The organism is Photorhabdus kayaii, from assembly GCF_025384895.1.
In the GTDB taxonomy this organism is placed as follows: domain Bacteria; phylum Pseudomonadota; class Gammaproteobacteria; order Enterobacterales; family Enterobacteriaceae; genus Photorhabdus; species Photorhabdus kayaii.
In genome coordinates, this window is record NZ_JAJAFZ010000020.1 from 1 (window position 1) to 26,421 (window position 26,421).

Below are 26,421 nucleotides of genomic sequence, written 5' to 3' on the forward strand. Positions count from 1 at the left end.
ATATGTATCCTAAAACTGAAATAAGAATAGGGGAAAAGGCAAAGGAATAAAATGTCATAAAAACTCCTATTATAATCAAAGTTATGTTATTCAAAGGGTAATAATTTATCGTTTCTAATAAACGGAATGCCTCCTGTTTCTTTCAGAGTGAGAATATGGCTATTTGTTTATTGATCACACAGTGGATGTGATATTTTAATAAACAGTCTTGGTTTAAAAATAACTCAAAATAAGGTGGTGCTTTAAATAGGTAGATTAACATAATAAGGGCAACATCGTTAATCTGGAAGGACCTTGTAAATAATTCGGTGTAATTGTCTTCTATTCTCTTTGTTGGTTGTACTCGTTAGCTATGCTTCCGGGGATTCACTACTCAGCTATACCCGTTTCGTTGGGATTGCGTCTTCTGTTTTAGTTCCGCTTTGTAGCTACTTGAATCATTTAAAAGGAAAACCAACAGGGATTGCTTTTATCGATTCCACAAGCCTTCGTGTTTGCCATCATATTCGCATTCCCCGTCATAAGGTCTTTGAGGGGGATGGCGAAACCTAAAGGATTAAGCGGCTCTCTTTACGCAGATAATGTTGAAAGCCTATTAAATCAGGCTTTCAACTTGCAGAGAAAATTACTGATATTTTTCCGGTGACACAAAACCTACACAGACTATTGTTGGCTTAGTTTCAGGTTCGGGCTGGAAAAGAAATTCTTCCTTACTATTTATTCTTAATGTTGACCAGTCTTGCAGAACGCTGTGAAAATCTTCTTGTTCGCAGGTTTTTCCCTTTGCACCTACCAGAATAGCGCCGTCACGTATAATATCGCTTGCTTTAACATGGCGGTTATAGATATTGGGTGCCTGTTCTCCTGATATCCAAGGTTGAATAGTCTCTGGCTGACTTGGCGCGTAAACAGTCAGCCACTGATGCAAGTATTCGCCCCCGACATAATGGAGCGGTGTCGAATAGCGTTGATGCCAGCGTTGTTCCAGTTGCCAGGAAAAATCTTTGATACCTTCGAATTTATGGCCGGCACCGCGAATATTGGCTGCCATAATCAGTACATATCCCATCAGAATCAACCCTGCGACGACAATCAGCCCTCTCAGGGTATTGCGTAATGATTTCTGTGGAAAACGAGTAATAGAACCAACCAACAGCGCTGATGAAACGGACATAAAGGGGTGCAGCCATTCTGTCATTCTTCCCCCCTTATTGAATGAGAACCAGCAGTAGATAATCAGTAATGGCAACAAGATGATAATGTTTACCAATCGGTTCGGTTGCTCCTTCGGCCAGCTAATACGGCCGCCAAGCTGATAGATAATAATGCCAACGATAATCAGCGGATAAAATACCGATAATAACGATCGGGTAGTGTGTAGATTAAATCCACTATCTATTTGTGAATCTACCCATTTGAAAGCGGCAAAATCATTGTTCCATAGCCACCAGAAGTTAGGCAGGACCAGCACAAACCAGATAACCAGTGCGAGATAAAGCGCGGGTTGGCGGTAACATTGGCGAATTTTAGGTACAAACAGGGTCAATAGAAAAACTGAACCAACCAATGCCAATGTGGAATATTTTCCCATTGTTGCCAGCCCAGAACTAAGGGCAAACGCCAACCACCAACGTGGATTGTCATATACGGCTCGTAGAAAGAACAACATAATCCACGGCCAGAGCATAATTAGCAGATAATTATCGTTATATGGGATAATATCGAAGTTAATAATACCAGACAGATTCAATGTCAGCATGGCGAGCCATGCCAGCTCTTTTTTTCCTGTTAGCCGAAATGCCAGATGCCATACACCGAGCATGCTAATCGCGATAGCAATAAAGTGAATGAAATACCAGTAAAAACTCAATGAAACACCGCTTATATGGATAGCAGGCAGCATCATTACACCCACTAACCACGGATTTTTAGGTGAACCCCATTCGCCGTTTTTTCCCCAGTTCAATGCTTCGACGGCATCATAAGGGACGGTTGGGTCGAATGAATAACTCACTATCATCCATAACAAAGCATAACCAACTACCCACAAGTAAACGGATTTATAGCAAGAAGTATCAAAAATAGGCATATCGATTTATCATTTATTGAAAGCTAAGAGTAATAGAATATTTGTTGATGGTTAAACCATGCATGAATGATAAGAGATTTTTGGCTATTTTTTTTAAAAGATAAAGAGTTATTCACGGCGCTTTTCTATACGTGCAGTTTCTGCTAGATTCCGGCGCAGCAATACCCTGATAAACCAAACTGAGTAACAGGCTATGAACCCGTTAAAGAAAAAAGCACCAGCCAAAGTATCCGCTAGTAAACAGAAAAGAAAAAACCGCGAAGAATTGAATGCGGAAGGGCGTGCACGTAAGCGTGAGAAAAAACATCGTGGCAATCCGCCCGGTAACCGCAATCAGGAACAGAGCGGTGATAAACATCAGTCAGGCAAACAGCAACGTGATCCACGTCTTGGTAGTAAAGTGCCTGTTCCGCTGATCGTCGGGGAACAACCGACAAAACCTGTCGTTGCTAATAAAGTCGAGACAAAACCACGTCTGTCGCCACAGGAAGAGTTAGCAATGTTGGAAAACGACGATCGTCTGGATGCATTGTTAGAGCGTCTGGAAAATGGCGAAAGTCTGTCTAAAGAAGAGCATGCTTATGTTGACACTACGCTGGATCGGATTGACGCTCTGATGGAAGAGTTAGGTATTAAACTGGATGAGGAAGAGCGTGAAGAAGAGAAGCAGGATGACATTATGCAACTGCTGAAAGGTAACTAATTTAATCTCTCATGATCAGAGGCGGGTTAATCCTAATAACCATACTAATAGTATGTTATTTGTTATGGTTATTGGGTAAACTGTGGCGATTATCGCGGCGTAAAACCCGGCTGCGCGGAGCCACCATAGCGCAACATATTAAGCATATGAAAGCGTTACGTTTTGATGGGCAAAAACATCGGAAGGAATGAGCATGTCTGAGCAAGCCATCGTTTGGGATCTGCCTTTGATCCAGAAATACAATTATTCCGGCCCTCGTTATACTTCATATCCTACGGCGCTGGAATTCAATCAACAGTATGACAATGCAGCATTTATCCAGGCTGCTGCCCGTTACCCTGAACGACCGCTTTCTCTCTACCTCCATATCCCATTTTGCCATAAGCTCTGTTATTTCTGTGGTTGTAATAAACTGGTCACCCGTCAGAAGCATAAAGCGGATGAATATTTGCAATGGCTTGAACGGGAAATTCGTGGCCGGGCAAAGTTATTTTCTGGTCGTAAAGTGAGTCAGATGCATTGGGGCGGTGGTACGCCAACTTATCTTAATAAAGACCAAATCAGTAAATTGACGGGATTATTGCGTCACCATTTTGATTTTCTGCCAGATGCTGAAATTTCTATTGAAATTGACCCACGTGAAATTGAACTGGATATGATCGATCACCTGCGTAGTGAAGGTTTTAACCGTCTGAGCATGGGTGTGCAGGATTTCAATAAAGAAGTACAACGTCTGGTGAACCGTGAGCAGGATGAGGAATTTATCTTTGCTTTGGTCGCGCGTGCCCGTGAAACGGGTTTTAATTCCACTAGTATTGATCTGATTTATGGCCTGCCGAAACAAACACCAGAAAGTTTTGCATTTACTCTGGAGCGAGTATTAACGTTATCACCGGACAGAATGAGTATTTTCAATTATGCTCATTTGCCGAGCTTATTTGCTGCTCAACGTAAAATTAAGGAACATGATTTACCAAGTGCCGAACAAAAGCTGGATATATTGCAAGAAACAATCGCAACGCTGACAAACAATGGCTATCAGTTTATTGGCATGGACCATTTTGCTCGCCCGGATGACGAACTGGCAGTCGCTCAACGGGAAGGGAAGTTACATCGCAATTTTCAGGGCTATACCACTCAGGAAGAGTGTGATCTGCTAGGCTTGGGAGTTTCTGCTATCAGTATGTTGGGCGATAGCTATTCTCAAAATCAAAAAGAGTTAAAAAGCTATTATGCGGAATTAGAAAAACAGGGGCATGCTTTATGGCGTGGTTTAACGCTGTCACAAGATGATTGTATTCGCCGTGATGTTATTAAAGCGCTTATCTGTAATTTCCGTCTAAATTTTGCCGATATTGAGCAGCAATATGGGCTGAGTTTTACCCATTATTTCACGGAAGATTTGCAATTATTAACGCCATTAGTTGACGATGGACTCGTTGAAGTGAATGAGAAACAGATCTGGGTAACGCCACGGGGTCGGTTACTGATTCGTAATATCTGTATGTGTTTTGATATTTATTTGCGTCAACAGGTTCGCCAGCGTCAGTTTTCAAGGGTGATTTGATTGTTCAGAGCGTGGTTTTTAAATAAAAGGGTAATTACATAAAATTGTAAACAGAGTCCGCCTTGCAGAACATGTTCGATTGCACCTCGGAAGAAAACGTCGCGCTGTTGAAATAGGTCTATTACTTAGACAATCGTGTGACCGAATTGACGGCACCGCCCCAATAGTTCGAGAGTTTTTACAAACAGAACAGGCGATGAGGCAGCAGAAATTAGAGCAACCAGCGCCGAAAAATAAATTTTATCGTAATTATGGGCCGAATATGTGATTTCAACTGCTCGTGAGCTATGTTTCGGAGGGAGACACAGTTAACTTTTCACTGAAAAAGTCCTTCCTGTATTCATAAGTTTTTTTATATGTTAAGTTACTTTTTTAGCCCAAAAATCGAGTTAACATCATTTGAATAAGAAACTAGGACGGTAATCTTTATGTCATACATGATTTATCTAACATTAAATGGTAAGAAACAAGGCTTAATATCAGCTGGATGCTCAACCCTCGATTCTATAGGGAATCGATACCAAAAAGGGCATGAAGATCAAATACAGGTACTCAGTCTAAATCACACAATAACTCGTAACCAGAACGTAAGTCATCATCCTATACAATTTATCAAACCCGTTGATAAATCATCCCCATTGTTAGCTATGGCTATAGATTCTAACGAATCATTAAATGGTGCTTTTATTTTTTATAGGACGAGTCAGACAGGGCAGTCAGAGCTTTTTTATGAAGTAAAAATTACGGAAGCAACTATTGTTGATATTTCCTGTACTTACCCAAATTCAATTAATAGTAATGAGTTAATGCCGTATGAGAAAATCTTTCTTAAATATAAATCCATTACATGGAACCATGTAACAGCAGGAACATCAGCCTATAGTATATGGGATGAACGGGTTTATTAAAAGTAGAAGACCACCTCCCTGGGAGGTGGCTTAAGGATGACAATTAAAGTTAAGCATATATACTTAGCTTTTTTTTCTTTCACTTAAATATGTGAGAACAAAGAATAGAACAACAATTACAATACTTCCTATTAAAGATATAATCCACCATTCATCGGGGAAGAAATACACTGATATAATTCCCCATATAAAAATGGCTACAACAGGCATATTTGACCACAATAATTCTTTAATAAATACACAAAAAAGATCTTTGAACCATCCTTTACTAAATATTTTATTTTTCATATATAAACTCAATTACCCATCATATTTGCAAGTACGCGAGCAACTTCTTCTTCGCTGATCTGCTTATTCTTGAATCCTTCTATTAAATAAATTCCCTTTTCTAATTCAGGTTCAACTATAAAATATAACATTTCCAGTTTTTGAAAATACAAAGCCCAATAGAATTGTGGACATGTTATTTTAAGTCTATTTGCTGATATTGATGCTTTCTCGTAATATCCGTAAAATTGAGCGATATTTAACAATCCACTTATAAATCGTTTGGCTACATTTTTCACTATAGTTTTTTTAATTAAATTTAAATATATAGCTTCTGCTATTATAGCTGACACACTTAATTTAATTGATTTACCTATTGCCACTTTAGCGGAAAATTTTAATATTTTCCCATATATTCTTTCTTTCTCTTTTTCTTCATTACCCTTAAATACTTCATCAATATATATTTCTGTTATTCTCGAAATGAATTTTCTTTTATTTTCATTTTTAAGATCCATCAGATTTAACTTCATTCTGTGATCTTCTTCTTTTATCCTTCCGTATACATCTTCATAACCGTCAAAAAAATATGAAAATTGCCAGAGCTTACGTCTCATACCTAAGCCTATAGTATCTACGACCTCTTCACCTAATTCTATAGTGTCATTTACTGCCCTTTCGAGACTGAGGCCTGCTACACGTTTAGCTTCTTCTATTCTCCAAAGCAAATCATTTTGCCGATCTACCTCTTTCCAGAGGTCATTTTCGATACTAGATTCCATACATAAGCTCCAACTCAATGATTAATTAAATTTTCTTCGAATTTCAGTGTTAATAGCCTACCATCAGAGATACGCATATTAACCCTCTCTGTATTTGTAGATGATAATAATTGAAAGTAGAACATCATCATTACAGCTAGTTTGTCCTCAGCTATGACTGAACTATTAACTAGAACATTATTTATTCGTTGCATTAATTTATCTCTGTCATCCATACGCTATCTCTATTATTAATTAAAAAAAATTAATATAACATATTTAAATAAAAATAACCATATTAATCAAATAACAAAAATCTACTCAAAGAGTACTCGATAAGATATTAAGTTTCCGTAAAATAAAAATTCCGAATATTTTAATTTATTCTATAAAAATAATTAACGTTGTGTAATGAAATTCTGTTACTCTTTGTCGCCATCTTCAGTGTGAGACTGTAATTTAAATTGTGTAATTACTTGTTCCTGATATATTCCTTACAGCAACGCGGACAGGTAAATTATGGACGAACTGAACCAGGTGTTTAGTCCCAACATTAAGAAGTCGTATGATTTCAGCTTTTCTATGAATGTATCGTCTGTTGAGAAAGAGAATTACGGCTGTAGTACTAGTCTGATGTATTATATTTCAGGCTTTTGGTGAGTACGCAATAAGCTAAAACAACAATAACCGGCCAAATAAGTATAAGGACCGAAACCCATAATGACCAATGCCATACATTTACCACCAAAACTAAGCTACATATAAAAATAGCAATAATAAGAGGCAAAAACTTAACAAGTAGACAAAAAACGTAAAGAGAAGCTATAGCAGCGGCCACTTTGGCTGGAATCTCCCACAATCCAAAGTAATCACGGAAAATATAAAAATTGATCGACAATACTTGCATCATACCAACGAAAAGAGAATAAAACAAAATAATCGCCATAATAATCCGGCACCACTTCATCATCTTAAACCAACCTTTTAATTACTAGTTTGAATTTAAATCACAACGAAGGCTGTGATTTTTTTAATTAGGTTATTGCTCACTTGGTGAGACAATATGTTGTTACATCGCCGAACTTTACAGACTCAATTCAGCGATCTTCTGTGAGTATTTTTACTGTGCGTTACAGGCACTCAAGATACCTCCGTATTCGATCAGAGTTAAATAGCAACATACTCCTGCGTTGGTTGTGTGCCCCACATTCTCAAAAGGTATATATCAGGATTTCTGAGGTTATTGGTTTCTCCTTATCAGGAAAAGTTGTTCTTTCAGATATGCTCTGTTCACTTGGACAAAATTGTCGTTTTCAACCGGAGGGTGATAGATGCTGCTCAATCTTGCCTTTTGTCGATTCTATTATCTCGATTGATCGTAAATTAATCACGTTTGATACTGGTTTTATCAGATAAAATACAGCCAGTCAATCAGTTATGACGATCCCTAACTTGCCGAATTGTTGACACGGCATTCTGTATTGGTCAGCCTTATCTGGTTAAATTTTTTAAAATCGGATTATACGGTTGATGCTATTATTGTTCAGGTTCATAATTGGGAAAATTTTTACACCGGTTTATAAGGTGGTACGTAATGGGCCAAGAGGCATACGAAGCTATTCAGGAAAAGCGCCTAAAGCCTTGGAAAGGTGAAGAGGAAGTTCGATACATTTGGATGAAGGTGATAGAAGATGCAACTGGTCTTCATTTGAATGCTGAGCGAGGGCGTAAAGACTCAAGCCATAATCACGTAATCATTGAATTCAAAGCGCCAGGTTTGTTTCGTGGCAAGAAGGACAGCCCTGGCTTCAAAAGTGCCACAGAAGAACGACTTTTGCCATATATACAGTGTGAGTCAGCGAAAACAGGAATTCCTGAATCTGATTTCATTGGAATAGCTATTGACGGTGAACACATTTGTTTTGCTCAGGTCCATGGTGATCAGATTCATACTCAACACTTAATTCCCTTTTCAACCTATGCGGTCGATTTGGTGATTGACGCTTTTGTCTCCGATACGCGAAAAGCCTTAACAACTGAGAACCTATTGGCTGATTTTGGACATGGGTCAGCAGATGCTCGTGAATTTATGCAGGCTATGTCTGATGGCCTGCTTTACTACTTAAAACAGCAAGGCAACAACAAAATTAAAATGCTTTTTGAGGAGTGGAGAACTTTGTACGGCCAAGTTGCTGATATGTCAATTTCACAAACAGAGGCTATTAACAAAGAGATTGCATTTATTTGGAATGGTTTTCGGGAAGATTCTACATCGGCACGGCTATTTGTCATTCATACTTACAATTCGATACTCATTAAACTGTTAGCTGCCGAGATTGTATCAGCACATGGATTAACATCGTCGACTCAACCTGCTCAGAGTATGTCGGCTCAAAAAGATGATGACGAGTTGGTGAATTATTTGGACTACTCTGTCGAGAAATCGGCCATTTTCAGGGAAGCAGGCATTAACGGTTTTGTCGAAGAGGCTATTTTTAGCTGGTATATTGGCCTTGCTAGAGACAAGGTTGTTCCGGCGTTACTACCTTCCTTGAGGCGGTTGCTCTCGGTTTTATCGTTATATCGGCTTGATCACTTATCTAGGACAAGGGATGTTTTGCGAGATCTATACCAAGGTCTTGTTCCTGGCAAACTCCGGCAGAGCCTTGGTGAATTTTACACCCCAGACTGGTTGGTTGATTTTACGCTTCAGAGAGCTGCTAACAACACATTATTAGAGAAGCGTGTGTTAGATCCTACCTGTGGATCCGGGGCATTCTTACTGGCGGTGATTCGCAAAAAACGTGAGCTGGCGGCAATACAGGGGTGGAGTGTGTCTAAAGTTATCAAAAACCTATGTGATAGTGTATGGGGTTTTGATTTGAACCCGCTTGCTGTTCAGACTGCTCGTGTAAATTTCCTGATGGAAATTGCAGACCTTCTCGCTGCATGTCCAGGAATGGATATTGAGGTTCCTGTACTAATGGCTGATGCCATTTATTCACCTGCGGAGATCCCCTCTGGAAAAAATAGAATTGTTGAATACAACATTGGAAGTCAGGTAGCCAAACTGAATATTCACTTGCCTGTTGAGTTAGCTTTAAACAGGGAGCGCCTCGATTTTGTTTTTGAACGAATGGGCAAAGATGTTGAGCAGGGATTAGAGTTCGACAAATCCAGCCAAAAACTGACAGCAGCAAGTATAGTCACCCAAGAAGAGCTATCGAACTGGGACAAACCACTCCGACATACCTATGATCAAGTGTTAAATCTACACAGAAAACAATGGAACGGTATTTGGTTTCGGATTGTCAGGAACTTCTTCTGGTCAGCGGCAGCAGGTAAATTTGATTTAGTTATTGGCAATCCTCCTTGGGTTAGATGGTCAAAGCTACCTGACCTTTATCGTGAACGTGTTAAACCAACGTGTGAAGACTATGGTATTTTTTCTAAGACCAAACGCCATGGTGGGAATGAACTTGATATATCTGCCATGATAACCTATACGGTCTCCGATAAATGGCTGGATATAGGTGGCAAACTAGCGTTTGTCATCACTGGCACACTTTTTAAGAACCCATCATCAGCAGGTTTTAGAACATTTAAACTAGATTCACAGCGAGAGGATTCACTTTATCTTCAACCATTGTCTGTTGATGACATGAAGGAATTAAAACCATTTGAAGATGCAAGCAACCACACGTCTGTTGCGCTGTTTCGAAAATCCATCGTCACCGCACAATACCCCGTAGCTTACAGGGTATGGTCAGCTAATCCTGGTCACAGGAAAGCTATTAGGCCCTGCACACCTCTTAATAACGTGCTGAAAGCTATTTCTCATACGACAAAAGAAGCGTTTCCGGTTGGTGATGAAGGTTCTCCGTGGGCGATACTCGCTCCTGGGCGCTTCAATGCGATTAAATATCTATCATTACAGTGTGAATGGACTAAAGGGCGGAAGGGGATTACCACGGATCTTAACGGAGTTTATTTTGTTCCAATCTTGCAAAACAATGGCACTCTCGTTCAGATTCAAAGCCGCCCTGAAGCTGGACGGAAAGACATTGGGCCACAGAAAACTCAATGGGTAGAGCCCGATATGCTTTACCCTTTAATTAAGGGAGCGAGTGATTTCGATGAGTGCTACTTGAAACTTGATGCTCCAGATTATGATGATGTTGAACAAAGGCTGTTTACATTCGTACCAAACACAGGTATTTCAAATGCTGAGTACGAGAGTGCGGATGCACAGTTGCATTCCCCGAAGATGAAAAAAACCTTAGCATGGTTTAAGGGGTTCGAGAGACTGTTGCTGGAACGTTCTACCTATCGTCGCCAAATGAAAGGTGCTCCTTACCATGCTGTTTATAATGTTGGTGATTACACCTTCAAACCATGGAAAGTGATATGGCCGGAAATGTCCTCATCGTTTTATGCAGCGGTTGCAAGCTTTCAGAATGTACCTGTTGTTGGCGAACGTGTTTATATTCCAGATCACAAAGTATACTTTGCATCCTTTGATAACAAAGAAACAGCGTATTATTTGTGCGGATTACTGAATTCATTAACTGTTCAAGAATGGATTAACAGTCACAATGTATCCATTCAAGTTGCGGATGTGTTCAAACATCTATCATTACCTAATTTTGATATTACCAACACGATGCACACTAACCTTGCAGAGCTTGTTGAGGAGGCTCACCAGTGTCACGACAAAACAGAACGCCAGAAAATTATCAAGCGAATAAAATCGGTCGCGGAGAATGTTTTGATCGCTTGGAGTGTAACGCTCGTAGAATAACTGACAAAGAATAAGTTGGCTATTTATGGCAAACATCATTAACTGGCCTGATTATGTCGTCCTGTCTGTCTCCGAACTGGAGCATGATTACCAGGTACATGTAGGAACTGCCAGCCCACCTACTCACTGCATCCACTGCAAACATTCTCGAATCGTTGGCTTTGGCCGTCGTGATGAGGTGATCATGGATACTCCTGTCAATGGCAAGCGGACAGGGATTATACTGAATCGCCGCCGCTACCGCTGTCAAGTATGTTGTAAGACGTTTATGGAACCAGTACCGCACAAGGATGGTAAGCGGCAAATGACTCACCGCTTGATCCAATACATCGAGCGCGAGAGTCTACGGCGCACCTTCTCCAGCGTAGCAGAGGACGTAGGCGTGGATGAAAAGACTGTTCGTAATATATTTCACGACTCCTGTGAGCGACTGGAAAAGACCCTCAATTTTGAAATGCCTAAATGGCTGGGTATTGACGAAATCCATATCATAAAACCCCGGTGCGTTATCGCCAATATCGAGCTGCAAACCATTGTTGATATGCTCGATAACAATAACAAAGCCTCTGTTATGCGCTACCTAACTAAACGAAAAGATCGCTATCAGGTGCGCTATGTAGCTATGAATATGTGGCGACCATACAGAGATGCAGTGGCTACTATGATCCCTGACGCTACGGTTATCATCGATAAGTTTCATGTTGTCCGTATGGCGAATGAGTCACTAGAAAGAGTGCTAAAGGTCATCAGAGGCGGCTTGAACGTTCAGCAGCGTCGAAGACTGATGAAAGATCACTTTGTGTTGCTGAAACGTCGCCACGAGCAGACAGATGCCGAATATATGCGATTATCTGACTGGATACTCAACTATCCTGAGCTGGGTTATGCTTACGAGCTGAAAGAGTCATTTTTCGACATCTGGAACTTCAAAAATAGGTACGAGGCACAGCAAGCTTACTATGTTTGGCTTAGACAGATAACACCTGAAATGAAGGTGCATTTTGACCCACTCGTTAAAGCTATAGATAACTGGCACGATGATGTTTTTGCTTACTTCGACCACCCGATCTCCAATGCTTATATAGAGAGTCTGAACAACCTGATTAGCGTGGTGAATCTTGTTGGTCGTGGTTACAGTTTTGAAGCATTGCGAGCTGATATACTGTTTACTAAGGGCTTTCAGAAGAGAAAGAATCTCCACTATCAACGTCAACGGATTCCTGAGCAGGTATGCGGACCAGAGTCGGAAACGTTAATGAATTACGGTGTAGATATATCAGCACTGGTAAGAGAGATAGAAACGGGGCGATTATAGCCTTGTTTCAACACTCCAACCCAAGTTCTTTTAACTTCCGTGTAATAGTATTGCGTCCCCAACCCAGCAATCGGGCAGCATCTTGTTTATGGCCTTTGGTATGCTTAAGTGCACAATCAAGTAAGGTACGCTCCAATAATGGTAATGCTTCAGATAGCAGATCCTGCTGACCATTTTCCAAGGCATTTGTTGCCCACTGGGCAAGTAGCTGCGACCAGTTTTCCGGTATGGTATTGGTAGGTGTTCTATTTGCGGGTACGGTATTTACAGATGTTGTTGTGCCGATTTCGGTATGATGGGGTTCAAATAATTCAGACGGCAAATCTTGTACTAGTACCTCTTGGCTTGCCGCCATGACTGTCAGCCAACGGCAGATATTTTCCAACTGGCGAACATTGCCCGGCCAGGGTAAGCGCATTAAGGCCATTTCTGCGTCAGGATGGAGAATCTTTGTTTCTACGCCCAACTCTTTGGCGGTCTGTTGTAGGAAATGACGCGTCAGGCGAGGGATATCCTCCACTCTGTCACGTAACGGCGGTAATTGCATACGAATAACATTGAGGCGGTGATAGAGATCTTCACGGAATTTTCCTTGCTCTACCAAACGTTCTAGATCCTGATGGGTTGCCGCGATAATTCTCACATCCACTTTTACGGGAGCATAACCGCCAACTCGGTAGAACTGACCTTCCGCCAATACCCGTAACAGACGGGTCTGAATGTCCAGAGGCATATCACCAATTTCATCAAGAAACAGTGAACCGCGATTAGCCTGTTCAAACCGCCCATGACGTACCTGATTAGCGCCGGTGAAAGCCCCTTTTTCATGACCAAACAACTCTGACTCAATTAAATCTTTAGGGATGGCTGCCATGTTAAGGGCAATAAATGGCTCATTGGCCCGTGGGCTGTGACGGTGCAGCGCATGGGCCACCAGCTCTTTTCCGGTACCGGATTCGCCATTAATCAGGACGCTGATAGAGGAACGGGAGAGGCGGCCGATAATGCGGTAAACGTCCTGCATGGCAGGCGCCTCTCCTATCATGTCAGAAACGGGTGTGACGACCTGCGGGTTTTTAGTTGGCTGATTCTGATCGCGGGAGTGGCTAAGTGCCCGTTCCAGCAAAGCAACGGCTTCATCAATATCAAAGGGTTTTGGTAAGTAGTCAAAAGCCCCTTGCTGATAAGCACTGACCGCAGCATCCAGATCAGAATGAGCGGTCATAATGATGACTGGCAGCAACGGGTTGCTCTGTTTGATATTATTCAGCAGGTTTAGCCCATTCATTCCCGGCATACGGATATCCGAAATCAGTACATCAGGCGTGTTTTGGGCTAGTGCGGTCAGGGCGCTATCAGCGTCTGCAAAACTGGTACATTCCATCCCCGCGTTACTTAACGCCCGCTCCAGTACCCAGCGGATTGAACTGTCATCATCGACGATCCAGATTTTTCCCTGTTGCATCGTTATCCTCTATTTCTTAATTGGTAAGTAGATAGAAAATGCTGTGTGTCCCGGCCAACTGGTGAATTCTATTTTGCCAGAGTGTTGGTCTATTAAATTGCGAGCAATGGATAGACCAAGACCTGTTCCACCTTCATGAGCACTGACCATTGGGTAAAACAAGGTGTCCTGAATTTGTGGTGGGATACCCGGCCCGTTATCTTCCACGTCAATTCTGGCAGCCAGACGATAGCGCTTGCCATGCAAGGTAATTTGAAAAGCAGTACGAGTGCGGAGAGTAATGGTTCCCCCCTGTTTTTCTAGCGCTTGTAAGGCATTACGGGTGATATTTAGCAATACCTGTTCAATTTGATCAGGATAGTGGGCCAATTCTGGCAAACTGGGATCATAATCTTTTACCAGTGTGACGTTATCCGGCATTTCCAGCGAGACTAACTGAGAGACCCGTTCAGCAACATAATGAATGCTTTGTTTAATTCGTTCACCCGGATGTTGTGGGCCAAGCAATCTGTCTACCAGATGGCGCAATCGGTCGGCTTGTTCAATAATCACCTGGGTGTATTCCTGCAAAGCAGGATCAGGCAGTGCTTTTGACAGTAATTGTGCGGCTCCTCTCAACCCACCAAGGGGGTTTTTGATTTCATGTGCCAGCCCCCGAACCAATTCCCGTGCGGCTATCTGCTGAGCTTGTTGTACCTGCTCTTGGCTTAACCGGCGTTGACTATCCATAGGCGCCAGTTCCAGCAAGATGAACTGCTCGGAAATGGGTTGGGCACTGAGCGACATAATGTGAAAGCGGTTCTCAACCACTAATGTTACTTCGTTATCAGTAAAACTCTGACCACTGACCAGACTAGAGCGCATCAATTCTGTATCCAGTGAAAAATAGCTGAACAGCACTGGAAGAGGTGTACCGAATAATTTACGGGCACTCTGAGCGAATAATTGTAGTGCTGCGTGGTTGGCATAGCGGATGACGAGATCAGTATCCAGTACCAGTACACTGTTAATGAGCGAATTTAATATTTGCCCGCTATCGGGCAGATTTTCCGTTTTCATCCACACTCCTGCACTTTTTTGGTGCACTGTATCATGTTCGAGCGTAAAACCCAGTCAAAGCCTGAAATGTAGATGGTAGGAAAAGGGCCCATCCAAAGATGGGCTAAAGGTTTCACGGCAACAAAAAATGATCAGCGGAAACGGCGCTGCTAATTACACACTGTAATAGAGTTCAAATTCCAGTGGATGTGGTGTCAGACGGACACGCTCTATTTCACTGTTTTTTAAGTCAATATAAGCATCAATGGCGTCATCGGTGAAAACACCGCCACGGGTCAAGAATTCGCGATCGGCATCCAGTGCTGCCAGTGCTTCATCCAGAGAAGAGGCGACAGTGGGGATCTCTTTGGCTTCTTCCGGTGGTAGGTCATACAGGTTTTTATCCATCGCATCACCGGGATGGATTTTATTGATGATGCCGTCAAGGCCAGCCATCAATTGAGCGGCGAATGCCAGATAAGGGTTAGCCGCCGGATCAGGGAAACGTACTTCAATACGGCGAGCTTTGGTGCTGGCAACAACGGGAATACGGATAGATGCCGAACGGTTACGGGCAGAGTAGGCCAGCATCACCGGTGCTTCATAGCCCGGAACCAAACGTTTATAAGAGTTGGTTGTCGGGTTGGTAAACGCGTTCAGCGCACGAGCATGTTTGATAATACCGCCAATGTAGAATAGCGCCAGTTCAGATAGACCGCCGTATTTGTCACCGGCAAACAAGTTAGTACCGTTTTTAGACAGAGACATATGGCAGTGCATACCGGAACCATTATCACCAACCAGTGGTTTTGGCATAAAGGTTGCGGTTTTGCCAAAATTGTGCGCGACATTATGTACGACGTATTTGTAAATCTGGGTTTCGTCCGCTTTTTTGGTCATGGTGTTAAAGCGGGTAGCGATTTCATTTTGGCCTGCTGTTCCTACTTCATGATGGTGAGCCTCTACAACCAACCCCATCTCTTCCATCGTCAGGCACATCGCTGAACGTAAATCCTGCGAAGAATCAACAGGAGGCAGCGGAGCATAACCGCCTTTTACCGCAGGCCGATGGCCTTTGTTACCGCCTTCGTATTGCGTCCCGGAATTCCATGCAGCTTCGATATCATCGATGTAATAGTAAGAATGAGACATGGCATTGCCGAAGCGCACATCATCAAACAGGAAAAACTCAGGTTCTGGTCCACACAGGACAGTATCGGCAATTCCGCTTGAACGCAGGAAGTTTTCAGCACGTTTGGAGATGGAACGGGGATCACGATCATAACCTTGCATGGTGCCCGGTTCCAGAATGTCACAACGTAGGATCAATGTGGCATCGTCAAAGAAGGGATCAAGCATGGCTGTACTTGAGTCTGGCATCAGTACCATGTCAGATTCGTTAATCCCTTTCCAACCGCTGATTGAAGATCCGTCAAACATTTTGCCATCTTCAAAGAAGTCTGCATTAACCTGATGAGCAGGAATGGTCATATGTTGTTCTTTGCCTTTGGTATCAGTGAAACGCAAATCAATAAACTTCACCTGATGCTCTTCAATCATGGTTAAAACATGTTCAACGGACATACTTGGTTTCTCCTGGTTTGTGTCGGTCTTGATAAAATGGTCGTGGTTAAGACTAAAGAAAACACAGTCACATCGTTTTACTTTACACGTTTGCAAACTTATAGTTGTGAAAATCAATTCAATCACGAAAGCATTTGCGAAAAGCGTGCCAACTTTTTAACGCCTTGCCATATACTGTGTTGTGAGTATACCCGTGATGGGATAGCTTGATATTTGGGAATGTTGCACTAAATTGGTGCAATTATGTTACTGCGAAGCACAATATTAGTGCATTTGTGCCGAAAGTGCGTCTGTTTATGGGCGTGAAAGGGATCACAATTTCATTGTTATCAAGTTGTTAAGCATAGATTATTGTGATCCTGTTTAGTCCTTCGACCAATGTGTGTACAATAGCGCGCCATTTATAAAATGCCTGAGGCAAAGTTTGTGATCGAAAAATTGCGTAATATCGCCATCATCGCGCACGTTGACCACGGTAAAACTACCCTGGTTGACAAGCTGCTGCAACAATCCGGTACTTTCGGTGACCGTGCGACAGCGACAGAACGTGTGATGGACTCCAATGATTTGGAGAAAGAGCGGGGAATTACTATTCTCGCAAAAAATACCGCCATTAAATGGAATGACTACCGTATTAATATCGTAGACACTCCGGGACATGCCGATTTCGGCGGTGAAGTAGAACGTGTTATGTCCATGGTTGACAGTGTACTATTGCTGGTCGATGCTATGGACGGGCCAATGCCTCAGACCCGTTTTGTGACACAGAAAGCGTTCGCTCATGGTTTGAAACCGATTGTGGTCATTAACAAAGTTGACCGTCCTGGTGCACGCCCTGATTGGGTTGTGGATCAGGTGTTTGACCTGTTTGTCAATCTGGGTGCGACTGATGAGCAACTGGACTTCCCCATTATCTATGCATCGGCATTGATGGGAATTGCCGGTACCGATCATGATGATATGGCGGAAGATATGACGCCGTTGTATCAGGCGATTGTCGATCATGTAGAGCCACCGAAAGTTGACCTTAATGGTTCATTCCAGATGCAGATTTCTCAGCTGGACTATAACAATTATGTTGGTGTTATCGGGATTGGCCGTATTAAGCGCGGTACTGTTAAGCCAAACCAGAACGTCACAATTATTGATAGTGAAGGTAAAACCCGGAACGGCAAAATCGGTAAGGTACTGGGCCATCTAGGGTTGGAGCGTATTGAGAGTGAGCAAGCGGAAGCGGGCGACATCGTTGCGATTACCGGCTTGGGTGAGCTGAATATTTCCGATACGCTGTGTGATACTAATGCTGTTGAAGCGCTGCCACCGTTGGCTGTTGATGAGCCGACGGTAAGCATGTATTTCTGTGTTAACACCTCCCCTTTCTGTGGACGTGAAGGTAAATATGTCACCTCACGTCAAATCCTTGAGCGTCTAAAGAAAGAGTTGGTTCACAATGTCGCCCTGCGTGTCGAAGAAACCGAAGATCCGGATGCGTTCCGTGTTTCTGGCCGTGGTGAATTGCACTTATCTGTTCTGATTGAGAACATGCGCCGTGAAGGTTTTGAACTGGCGGTATCCCGTCCGAAAGTTATCTTCCGTGAGATCGATGGTCGTAAGCAAGAACCCTTCGAGCAAGTAACGCTGGATATTGAAGAGCAGCATCAGGGAGATGTGATGCAGGCTTTGGGTGAGCGTAAAGCAGATCTGCGCGATATGTTACCAGACGGTAAAGGTCGTGTGCGCCTTGATTATATTATTCCAAGCCGTGGTCTGATTGGCTTTCGTACTGAGTTCATGACGATGACCTCCGGTACCGGTCTGCTGTATGCAACATTCAGCCACTATGATGATATTCGTCCGGGTGAAATCGGTCGCCGTCAGAACGGTGTGATGATTTCCAATGGTCAGGGTAAAGCGGTTGCTTATGCACTTTACAGCTTACAGGATCGCGGTAAGTTGTTCCTTGGTCATGGTGCAGAAGTGTATGAAGGCCAGGTGATCGGTATTCATTCTCGTTCTAATGACCTGACAGTTAACTGTCTGACAGGTAAGAAACTGACTAACGTCCGTGCATCTGGTACTGACGAAGCGACAACCCTGTCTCCACATATTAAGAAAACCCTGGAGCAGGCTTTGGAGTTTATTGATGATGACGAGCTGGTGGAAGTGACCCCGGTATCTATTCGTCTGCGTAAACGCCATTTGACGGAAAACGAACGCCGTCGTGCGTATCGCAGTAAAGAAGCATAATCTTTCCTGCAATACCAATGCTTAGGGCGCCAATGGCGCCCTGAGTTTTCTGGGACTTGTCTGTTCAAATTGAACAAATCGAAGATTATTTACCGAGCAATTGATAGAACGTTGGGTTGTCATCACACTGCCCACCGCCACACTCCAAAATAGTGGAGATTAAATTTGCGGTAATTAATATGACAAATAATCCGATAATAATCTGACCGATGGCAGACGTCTTTTGCTTTTCTTCGGTTGTTTTTTCCAGGCTTTTCAATATCAGCATGACTGATATGCCGATAATCGCGATAACTGAGCAGATAAGGGCCCAAGTATAGAAATGTATACCAAAAAGCGCGGAACCATAACCGAGATCACCGGGTGTGATATGTAAAAATACTTGTCGGATCGCAACAATGCCAGTCACGACACAGCCGATAAGTGATAAGCCATAGTGCGCACTTTTGATACCAAAACGCAGATTAAACAGGAAACCAAACCCTATCATGATCATGCCTGCTCGCTGTAGCAGACATAACGGACAAGGGAGTTCGGAAAGGACCAATTGATAATAGAAAGCAAGGGTTAGAACAGCACTGATAGCAAATAACCCAATGAGGTTAAATATCATGCCGAAGCTGATCTGTTGTTTTGTTGCTAATACCTGATTCATCAGATTGTCTCCCGTTAAAAAGATAGATTTAACGAATCAGTTGCATGATGGATAAACCAAGCTACAGTCGTCACTGAAAGAAGACCCCATAGGGTATAACTCGTTTTATACTTTCCATATAGGGTGGTGATAACCGCAAATAATGCGAGTAAAAAAGGCAAAAACATATACATGGTTGATTCTCCAGTTTTCTAAAAACATTTAAGACCTTTCCCAGTAGTAGATTGCTTTCTTTAGGGTAGGGAATTTATCGAACTCAGTTTAGGATCGTTTACTTCGATACAAGCGATCAATTATTCAAAGATAGGTTGTCCATTAAAAGAAAAGCTTTGGTGCCATTAATGGGCGTTGCTCTCTTTGGTATCGCATTTAAAAACGTACAAACCTACATTTATTAAAGCAAAGTTTTAGTATTCGAGTGGTGTATGATTTAACACACTATACGTAGTGTGCTGCTAATAACAATTGTAGTCAATCTTGTTTATGTTTGCCACCATTCAGCAGGATTAGCGTGATTATCATTTGGCGAGAGTTTCAATGAGTTGTTTTTTTATTTAATAGTTAAGCAGGAAACGATTAAAAACGACAAATCGTATCTTTGCCTGGAAACTTCCCAATTTTCTACAATTAATCCTTTACCCAGATGAATTCCTTTTCATTGTTTTTCACGATAATGAGCCGTGAGCTTGGCATAACTTGCAATATGTAGACACTCATTGTTCTGGCTGTAACGCTTAAATTATCAATATCCATGTGATATCTCGCCTGATATTTTCAGGAGGAATAAGTGTTTCTTATCATGGGCAATAAAAACCCCTCAACTTTTTATCGTGAGGGGTTGTTGTGATATTTAATTTCTATCTTGGGTTTTTACTCATTTAATGCTTTGGCTTTTATATTATCGGAAGCTGATTGGGCGCGGACTTTTGCAAAGAAAGCAATTGTGACAACCGCCATTGCTGCCAGGCCGATAACAACAGAGATATTCCAGTTTAGCGCAAAACCTTCTGGTGCAAATGCCAGATAGGTAAAGCACACCGCGGTCATAAACATGGCTGGTAGGGTGGTAATCCAATGGAATTTATTACGGCGCAGCAGCCATGCGGAAGCAGCCCATAACATGACCATTGCTGTGGTTTGGTTCGCCCAACCGAAATAACGCCAGATGATATTGAAATCGGTTTTTGTAATCAGATAACCGACAATAAACATTGGCACACTTAATAACAGACGTTTGGTCATTTGTTGCTGAGGGATATTCAGGAATTCAGCAATAATAAGCCGGGCAGAACGGAATGCGGTATCGCCAGAAGTAATTGGCAAAATCACCACACCGAGGATTGCCAGAATACCGCCGACAGTACCTAACAGAGACGTGGACACTTCGTGAACAACCAGAGAGGCTGTACCTTGATCAATCACGGCCTGTAATGCGTTAGTATCTTCATAGAAGCTCAGGCCCAATGTACACCAGATTAGTGCGATAATACCTTCACCAATCATTGCACCGTAGAAAACGAAACGGCCATTTTTTTCATTCTGCATGCAACGTGCCATCAGTGGAGATTGAGTGGCGTGGAAACCAGAAATAGCGCCACAGGCAATCGTGACAAACAGCAATGGCCAGACCGGCAGATCTTTCGGATTAAAGTTAGTGGTAAAATCCAATCCTTGTGAATAGAAAGGCTTATCGCTCATCGCTAAACCGACCATCAGCGCAACAGACATAAACAGCAGCAATGCACCAAACAGTGGGTAAAGGCGACCGATGATTTTATCAATAGGCACCAGCGTTGCGAGAATATAGTAAGCAAAGATAACACCGACCCAGATAGCAATGTTATCCCAACCCATTGCCTCTTTCAGCAAGTTATTCAGTAAGCCGGCTGGACTCAAAACAAAGACGACTCCAACTAGCATCAGCAGAATAACCGCAAATATGTTCATGAAATGCTTCATCGCTTTGCCCAGTTCGTTACCAACGATAACGGGCACGGATGCACCGTGGGCACGCACACTGAGCATACCGGAGAAGTAATCGTGTACTGCACCGGCAAAGATACAGCCTAATACAATCCACAGCATGGCAAGCGGGCCATAGAGGGCACCAAGAATTGGGCCGAAAATAGGACCAACGCCGGCAATATTTAGTAACTGAATTAACCAAACTTTTGGGGTGGACATAGCAACGTAATCAACACCATCAGCCATAGAAAGAGCGGGGGTTTTTCTTTCTGGTCGAATAGTGAATATCTTTTCGACAATCTTGCCATATATGAAATATCCAGCCAGAAGAAGGCCGATACAGAGGAGGAACCACAACATAACTATAACACCTTACTCGACTTTTTTAATCTGGATGCTACTTTATCGTTTCGTAAGAAAAATACCGTGAAGTGATTCGCTTTTTACTTGTCCGTACTGTTTTCTCATTGAAAATACGATTAAAGTAAAAAGTTATTAATTAGCCAGGGGGTAATTATGTTATATATCTTCGATATGGGTAATGTGATTATTGAGATTGATTTTAAAAGAGTTTTAGCGGTATGGAGTAATTTGAGCGGGACACCTCTTGCGACTTTGACTAAAAGTTTCTCTATGGGAGAAACGTTTGAAAAACATGAGCGTGGTCAAATTACTGATCTGGAATTCGCTGATACTTTATGCCAGGAAATGAATATTTCACTCAGTTTTGAGCAGTTTGCTGCTGGATGGCATGCTATCTTTATTAATATTCGACCTGAAGTCATTCAGATAATGAAAAAATTGCGTGAGGCGGGACATCGGGTTGTCGTGTTATCCAACACGAACCGTTTGCACCTGGATTACTGGCCGCATAATTATCCTGAGATTGCGGCATCCGCTGATTACCTCTATTTATCGCAGGATTTGGCAATGCGTAAACCTGAACCTGATATTTTCAAATATGTGCTTGAAACAGAAGGTTTTTCACCGGATCAGGCGGTGTTTTTTGACGATGTGCTGGAAAATGTGGAAGCGGCCAGGGCGTTAGGGATCAATAGCATTCATGTTGTTGATAGGCAGACAGTGCCAGATTATTTCGAAGCAATCGGTTTTTCTGAACAAAATGAGGGATTGAACGGATAATAGAGGATAGTGTGCTGATGCTACTATTTGAGTAAAGGAAAAATATGATCGCGTTAATCCAGCGGGTAACACAGGCAAATGTTGTTGTTAAGAACGAAGTTGTTGGGGAAATTGGTCACGGCCTGCTGGTGTTGCTAGGTGTTGAGAAAGGAGATGATCAACAGAAGGCAAAACGGTTGTGTGAGAAGGTGATAGGGTATCGGATATTCAGTGATGAACAGGACAAAATGAACTTGAACGTCCAACAAATCGGAGGCAGTTTGCTAGTTGTCTCCCAGTTTACACTGGCTGCCGATACTCAAAAGGGCATGCGACCCAGTTTTTCCGGTGGTGCTGCCCCAGATAAGGCCGATGAACTATATCGCTATTTTGTTGAACTATGCCGCCAAAGTGGTGTAAAAACAGAAATCGGGCGGTTTGCGGCCGATATGAAAGTCAGCCTGACAAACGATGGGCCAGTCACTTTCTGGTTGCAGGTCTAGCAACCAAAAATAGCCAGTAGAACGCAACCATCCCCGATTAAACATCATGATCAAAAGAAAGGGGCAGTTTCTATGTATCATCTGCGAGTACCTGAAACAGAACAAGAACTGGAAGCATATTATCGATTTCGTTGGGAAATGTTGCGTAAGCCACTGCATCAACCTGTAGGCTCTGAGAAAGACGGTTACGACACGATGGCTCATCACCAGATGGTTGTGGATGAGAAAGGGAACCCGGTGGCGGTAGGGCGTTTATATATCAATGCGGATAGTGAAGGGGCAATCCGCTTTCTGGCAGTGCATCCCAACATGCAAGGTAGAGGGTTAGGAAAATTAATCGCAATGGCCTTGGAATCTGTTGCCCGCCAGGAGGGTGTTAAACGGGTAGTATGCAGTGCTCGTGAACATGCGGTGGAGTTTTTCAGTAAATTGGGGTTTGAAAACCGTGGGCTAATTGCTAGCCCACAAACGACACCCATTCGCCATTTTCTGATGATAAAGCCGGTTGCAACACTTGATGATATTCTTCACCGGCCAGATTGGTGCAACGAACTGCAACAGGCTTGGTACAAACATATTCCCCTCAGTGAAAAAATGGGGGTACGAATTTCTCAATATACCGGTCAGAGCTTTATTACCACCATGCCGGAAGCCGGGAATCAAAATCCTCACCAAACTATCTTTGCTGGCAGTCTGTTTTCTCTGGCAACCCTGACCGGTTGGGGATTGATTTGGCTGTTGTTGCAGGAACGTCAACTAGGTGGTGATATCATTCTGGCTGATGCCGATATCCGTTACAAAAAACCGGTTGTTGGCAGGCCAAAATCTGTTGCCGATCTTAAAAATATGAGCGGCGATTTGGCTCGTTTGGCACAAGGTAGTAAAGCGAGAGTGAAGTTGGATGTGATTGTTAGTGGTGATCAGGGAATCGGTGCGGTATTTACGGGTACCTATATGGTATTGCCAAATGCTTATACGGCTATCGCTTAGATTTCTCAGTGGCATTAAATATGCCACTGGGGGGGCACGAGATAGTGTTTGTAATAGATTTTCTCCTTTTTCTACACCGCCAGAAGGAATTTCCCAGAGATTTGGCGGGGATTCATCAGGAGCTCGTTGTAAGAACAGAATATGACTATTTTGGTCTCTGATGATGCCACCGACAACAATACGGTCATAATTTTGCAGTTTGTTTTCAATGGATTCAGGCAGTATACACGTCATTTTTTATACCTTGTTACAACTTCATTGGTAAAATTTAATTGCGTTTTTAATGTCACCGATATTAATGCGGTTTTTCGGCTGATACTGTTCGGAGATTTTATTAACGGATTGAAATAGCAAATAACTATTATACCCGTCATCTTTCAAGTTGTCTCTTTGTTGGCTGCACTCGCTCACCCCGGTCACATAGGTACCCGAATATTCGTTACTATAGCTTAACAACCGGACAAGTTTCACAGTTTGGTGTGGATATTTTCCCCTTATCAATGACTTGAGTTTCGCTACCTGATTGTTTATCCGTGGCAGTCAATGAACCATCGATAGAACTTTTAATATTATCAGCAGCAAGATCTCCCTGTATTAACAGCGTGAAATTGCCTTTACCCTGTAATTTCAACGGCACCCACCGCCATTGAGGCAAAATCGTTAAATCTGCATCTATTCCCCGGAAATCTAAAGTAAATGGCTTCTGTACCTGTTGATCTACTGTACCCTTCACTTTCAGTAATCCGTTATCAACAGAAGCATCTAATTGATCGAGGATCAGTGTATCTCCTTCTGTATGTAATTTAAGGTAAGGGCGACGTAATTCAACTTTGTTAAATGTTGCGCTAGTGGCACTTAGATTCGAAGAGCCATGCCAGATTCCCCATTTCCCTTCTTTCAGTAATTCCATGTCATAGATATAACCACTGAGGGCAGTAAGCTGGAATGGAAAATCGGGGTTAATATCAATCAGTAAGCTGTTGTTAATTGTCAGCTCGTTAATGGAAAATCGCGATATCCATTTAGGCAATGATTTTTTCAGCAACTGATGCCAGTTTTGTGGCAAGGTATAAGTTAAACCGGCAACCGTAGCATTGGTGATGTTGAATTGTTTTGTTTGGTGATTCCATTGCCCTTTGACGTGGAATAACCCCTTTTCCCAACGGGAAGTGAGATTGGAAATAGTGAGTTCATTGTCTGCAAGAAGAAGGTGACCAATAACATCGGTGAAATGAAGATCATTCAGTGTAATATCCATAACGTTGAAATCAATGATGCCCTCTTTTGCCTGCCAGCTCCCGTTAGTCAACCCGACATTTTTTACTGAGACATCCAGATAGTTAGCAGACCAGTTTTTACCTTCCAGTTTGGCATTAGTGAGACTCAGATCTTTGATACTGATTGCGGGTAATTTGTTCGTTTTTCGCAATAACTCCTCAAGTGTCATTGGCGTTTGCCAACGAATATTGCTGATAAGTAAATTATCCCACTGCCAGCTACCATCAGGCAGACGTTGCCCATTACCTGATACCGAACCCTGTGCCAATGTTGCACCAAATGAACGGAGAGTGAGGGTATTTTGCTGGTTATTTCCTCGTATAATGACTTTTTCGAGAGAAATATCATTGAAATTCAGTTTATCAGCGCTGAATTGAAATTCCCCATTCCCTGCCAACGTATTTGATTGTGGGTTCCAGGGAGTGATACCGCCAGTGATGTTTTGCCCTTGAATTTGCCAGCTTGCATTTTCTGACTGAATAGCCATCTGATTAAGTTGCAGAATGTTGGCGCTAAAAGGTAAGGATTGCTGCTGGCCTTTGATTGTTAATTGGCCCTGTTGCAATAACAGACGATGAAAATGGCGCGGGGAAGTAAGTTGCTGCCAGTTGAAATCGAATGCGACAACTTGAGCCGCTAAAATGAAAGTCTGTTGCTGATTGCTAATGACAATATTGGAAAATGTCAGGGTGCCCGGTTGTGACCAGTTATGTTCGATATTACCTATTTGAACCTGATAACGGCTGTGATGACTCAGCCATTGACTAAGCTGATGTGTTCCCCAGTTTGTCTGCATCACGACATAAACCGTGATTACTGCCAGTATTACCAGTAATAACAGGGTAACCAGCGATTTTCCTAACCATTTCATCATCAGACTCCAATCGGCTTATAGCTTCCTTTGTATAATTTAACAATAAAAATATCAACAAGTCACTATATTAGTTGTTATTTCTAATAATTTCAGGGTATGAAATGAAAAAGTAATGAATTATTCGTTATCGTTTTATTCTATTAAAATAAACTTCGGAGATTAATCTTTAATTAATTGTATTTTTGTTTTTCGTGCTAAGTTTTATTAATTATTTGGAATATTTTTATGAATTTGTTAATAATTATATTGTGTGATTAATATAATTATTAAATCTATATTTTATTGCATG

Annotated in this window: 21 protein-coding genes and 2 pseudogenes; 10 read left to right on the forward strand and 13 right to left on the reverse strand. The window is 42.3% G+C overall.

The genetic code is table 11. From position 1 onward, the window contains the following. Positions 1-366 precede the first annotated feature (366 nt). Positions 367-537, forward strand: a pseudogene (locus tag LGZ98_RS09720) (transposase); the annotation flags it as partial. Positions 538-625: 88 nt separating this feature from the next. Here the strand turns inward: LGZ98_RS09720 and LGZ98_RS09725 are convergent. Continuing rightward, positions 626-2,089, reverse strand: coding sequence for an ArnT family glycosyltransferase (locus LGZ98_RS09725; RefSeq protein WP_113041205.1), 1,464 nt, complete (start codon positions 2,087-2,089; stop codon positions 626-628). A gap of 193 nt (positions 2,090-2,282) precedes the next feature. Here LGZ98_RS09725 and yihI point away from each other — a divergent pair, with 193 nt between their 5' ends. The 3 genes from yihI (at position 2,283) to LGZ98_RS09740 (ending at position 5,267) form a co-directional block, all read left to right on the forward strand. Then, entirely contained in the window at positions 2,283-2,792 is a 510-nt protein-coding gene (yihI, locus tag LGZ98_RS09730) for a Der GTPase-activating protein YihI (RefSeq protein WP_113041204.1), read from the forward strand. 193 nt (positions 2,793-2,985) lie between these two features. Then, positions 2,986-4,359, forward strand: a complete 1,374-nt coding sequence (hemN, locus tag LGZ98_RS09735) for an oxygen-independent coproporphyrinogen III oxidase (protein WP_262978020.1) — start codon at positions 2,986-2,988, stop codon at positions 4,357-4,359. Positions 4,360-4,787: 428 nt separating this feature from the next. Then, positions 4,788-5,267: an Hcp family type VI secretion system effector gene (locus tag LGZ98_RS09740; protein ID WP_112895327.1), complete on the forward strand. Its 480-nt coding sequence runs from the start codon at positions 4,788-4,790 to the stop codon at positions 5,265-5,267. Between the two features lie 63 nt (positions 5,268-5,330). Here LGZ98_RS09740 and LGZ98_RS09745 read toward each other — a convergent pair whose 3' ends face one another. From LGZ98_RS09745 to LGZ98_RS09755, 3 genes are all read right to left on the reverse strand, one after another. Continuing rightward, on the reverse strand, positions 5,331-5,555 hold the full coding sequence (locus tag LGZ98_RS09745; RefSeq protein WP_040151315.1) for a hypothetical protein: 225 nt from the start codon (positions 5,553-5,555) through the stop codon (positions 5,331-5,333). A gap of 8 nt (positions 5,556-5,563) precedes the next feature. After that, on the reverse strand, positions 5,564-6,316 hold the full coding sequence (locus LGZ98_RS09750) for a hypothetical protein (protein WP_113041202.1): 753 nt from the start codon (positions 6,314-6,316) through the stop codon (positions 5,564-5,566). 604 nt (positions 6,317-6,920) lie between these two features. After that, the gene (locus LGZ98_RS09755; RefSeq protein WP_228901250.1) at positions 6,921-7,241 is read right to left on the reverse strand and encodes a hypothetical protein; all 321 of its coding nucleotides are present in this window, start codon (positions 7,239-7,241) and stop codon (positions 6,921-6,923) included. 648 nt (positions 7,242-7,889) lie between these two features. Between LGZ98_RS09755 and LGZ98_RS09760 the strand changes: the two genes are divergently transcribed. Further along, on the forward strand, positions 7,890-11,096 hold the full coding sequence (locus LGZ98_RS09760; protein WP_262978021.1) for an Eco57I restriction-modification methylase domain-containing protein: 3,207 nt from the start codon (positions 7,890-7,892) through the stop codon (positions 11,094-11,096). Positions 11,097-11,121: 25 nt separating this feature from the next. Further along, the gene (locus LGZ98_RS09765) at positions 11,122-12,411 is read left to right on the forward strand and encodes an ISL3 family transposase (protein WP_113041199.1); all 1,290 of its coding nucleotides are present in this window, start codon (positions 11,122-11,124) and stop codon (positions 12,409-12,411) included. Between the two features lie 7 nt (positions 12,412-12,418). Here LGZ98_RS09765 and glnG read toward each other — a convergent pair whose 3' ends face one another. The 3 genes from glnG to glnA all read right to left on the reverse strand — a co-directional run bounded on the left by glnG (position 12,419) and on the right by glnA (position 16,498). After that, a complete protein-coding gene (gene glnG / locus LGZ98_RS09770) occupies positions 12,419-13,876 on the reverse strand; it encodes a nitrogen regulation protein NR(I) (RefSeq protein WP_113041198.1) in 1,458 nt (485 codons plus the stop codon). A gap of 9 nt (positions 13,877-13,885) precedes the next feature. Further along, positions 13,886-14,935 (reverse strand): nitrogen regulation protein NR(II), encoded by a 1,050-nt coding sequence (gene glnL, locus LGZ98_RS09775; RefSeq protein ID WP_113041197.1) that lies wholly within the window; start codon positions 14,933-14,935, stop codon positions 13,886-13,888. Between the two features lie 153 nt (positions 14,936-15,088). Further along, positions 15,089-16,498 carry a glutamate--ammonia ligase gene (gene glnA / locus LGZ98_RS09780; protein ID WP_113041196.1) on the reverse strand — a complete coding sequence of 470 codons (1,410 nt, stop codon included), beginning with the start codon at positions 16,496-16,498 and terminating at the stop codon, positions 15,089-15,091. A gap of 408 nt (positions 16,499-16,906) precedes the next feature. Here glnA and typA point away from each other — a divergent pair, with 408 nt between their 5' ends. After that, positions 16,907-18,745 carry a ribosome-dependent GTPase TypA gene (typA, locus tag LGZ98_RS09785; RefSeq protein WP_113041195.1) on the forward strand — a complete coding sequence of 613 codons (1,839 nt, stop codon included), beginning with the start codon at positions 16,907-16,909 and terminating at the stop codon, positions 18,743-18,745. Between the two features lie 85 nt (positions 18,746-18,830). Here typA and LGZ98_RS09790 read toward each other — a convergent pair whose 3' ends face one another. The 3 genes from LGZ98_RS09790 to LGZ98_RS09800 all read right to left on the reverse strand — a co-directional run bounded on the left by LGZ98_RS09790 (position 18,831) and on the right by LGZ98_RS09800 (position 21,725). Beyond that, positions 18,831-19,400 (reverse strand): disulfide bond formation protein B, encoded by a 570-nt coding sequence (locus LGZ98_RS09790; protein ID WP_113041194.1) that lies wholly within the window; start codon positions 19,398-19,400, stop codon positions 18,831-18,833. Positions 19,401-19,414: 14 nt separating this feature from the next. After that, complete coding sequence (locus LGZ98_RS09795) at positions 19,415-19,573, reverse strand: DUF5993 family protein (protein WP_157852135.1); 159 nt, start codon at positions 19,571-19,573, stop codon at positions 19,415-19,417. 697 nt (positions 19,574-20,270) lie between these two features. Then, the gene (locus LGZ98_RS09800) at positions 20,271-21,725 is read right to left on the reverse strand and encodes a carbon starvation CstA family protein (RefSeq protein WP_113041193.1); all 1,455 of its coding nucleotides are present in this window, start codon (positions 21,723-21,725) and stop codon (positions 20,271-20,273) included. Positions 21,726-21,881: 156 nt separating this feature from the next. On the opposite strand from LGZ98_RS09800, the gene yihX reads away from it, so the two are divergent. The 3 genes from yihX (at position 21,882) to fabY (ending at position 23,980) form a co-directional block, all read left to right on the forward strand. Further along, entirely contained in the window at positions 21,882-22,508 is a 627-nt protein-coding gene (gene yihX / locus LGZ98_RS09805) for a glucose-1-phosphatase (protein ID WP_113041192.1), read from the forward strand. 44 nt (positions 22,509-22,552) lie between these two features. Next, positions 22,553-22,990, forward strand: a complete 438-nt coding sequence (dtd, locus tag LGZ98_RS09810) for a D-aminoacyl-tRNA deacylase (RefSeq protein ID WP_112878920.1) — start codon at positions 22,553-22,555, stop codon at positions 22,988-22,990. 72 nt (positions 22,991-23,062) lie between these two features. Then, positions 23,063-23,980, forward strand: coding sequence for a fatty acid biosynthesis protein FabY (fabY, locus tag LGZ98_RS09815; protein WP_112878919.1), 918 nt, complete (start codon positions 23,063-23,065; stop codon positions 23,978-23,980). Positions 23,981-24,028: 48 nt separating this feature from the next. On the opposite strand, the pseudogene LGZ98_RS09820 reads toward fabY, so the two are convergent. From LGZ98_RS09820 to LGZ98_RS09830, 3 genes and pseudogenes are all read right to left on the reverse strand, one after another. Then, positions 24,029-24,214, reverse strand: a pseudogene (locus LGZ98_RS09820) (NUDIX hydrolase); the annotation flags it as partial. Positions 24,215-24,235: 21 nt separating this feature from the next. Beyond that, positions 24,236-24,400: a hypothetical protein gene (locus LGZ98_RS09825; protein ID WP_158536490.1), complete on the reverse strand. Its 165-nt coding sequence runs from the start codon at positions 24,398-24,400 to the stop codon at positions 24,236-24,238. A 22-nt stretch (positions 24,401-24,422) separates the two neighbouring features. Further along, positions 24,423-26,132 (reverse strand): AsmA family protein, encoded by a 1,710-nt coding sequence (locus tag LGZ98_RS09830; protein ID WP_229015689.1) that lies wholly within the window; start codon positions 26,130-26,132, stop codon positions 24,423-24,425. Positions 26,133-26,421 lie beyond the last annotated feature (289 nt).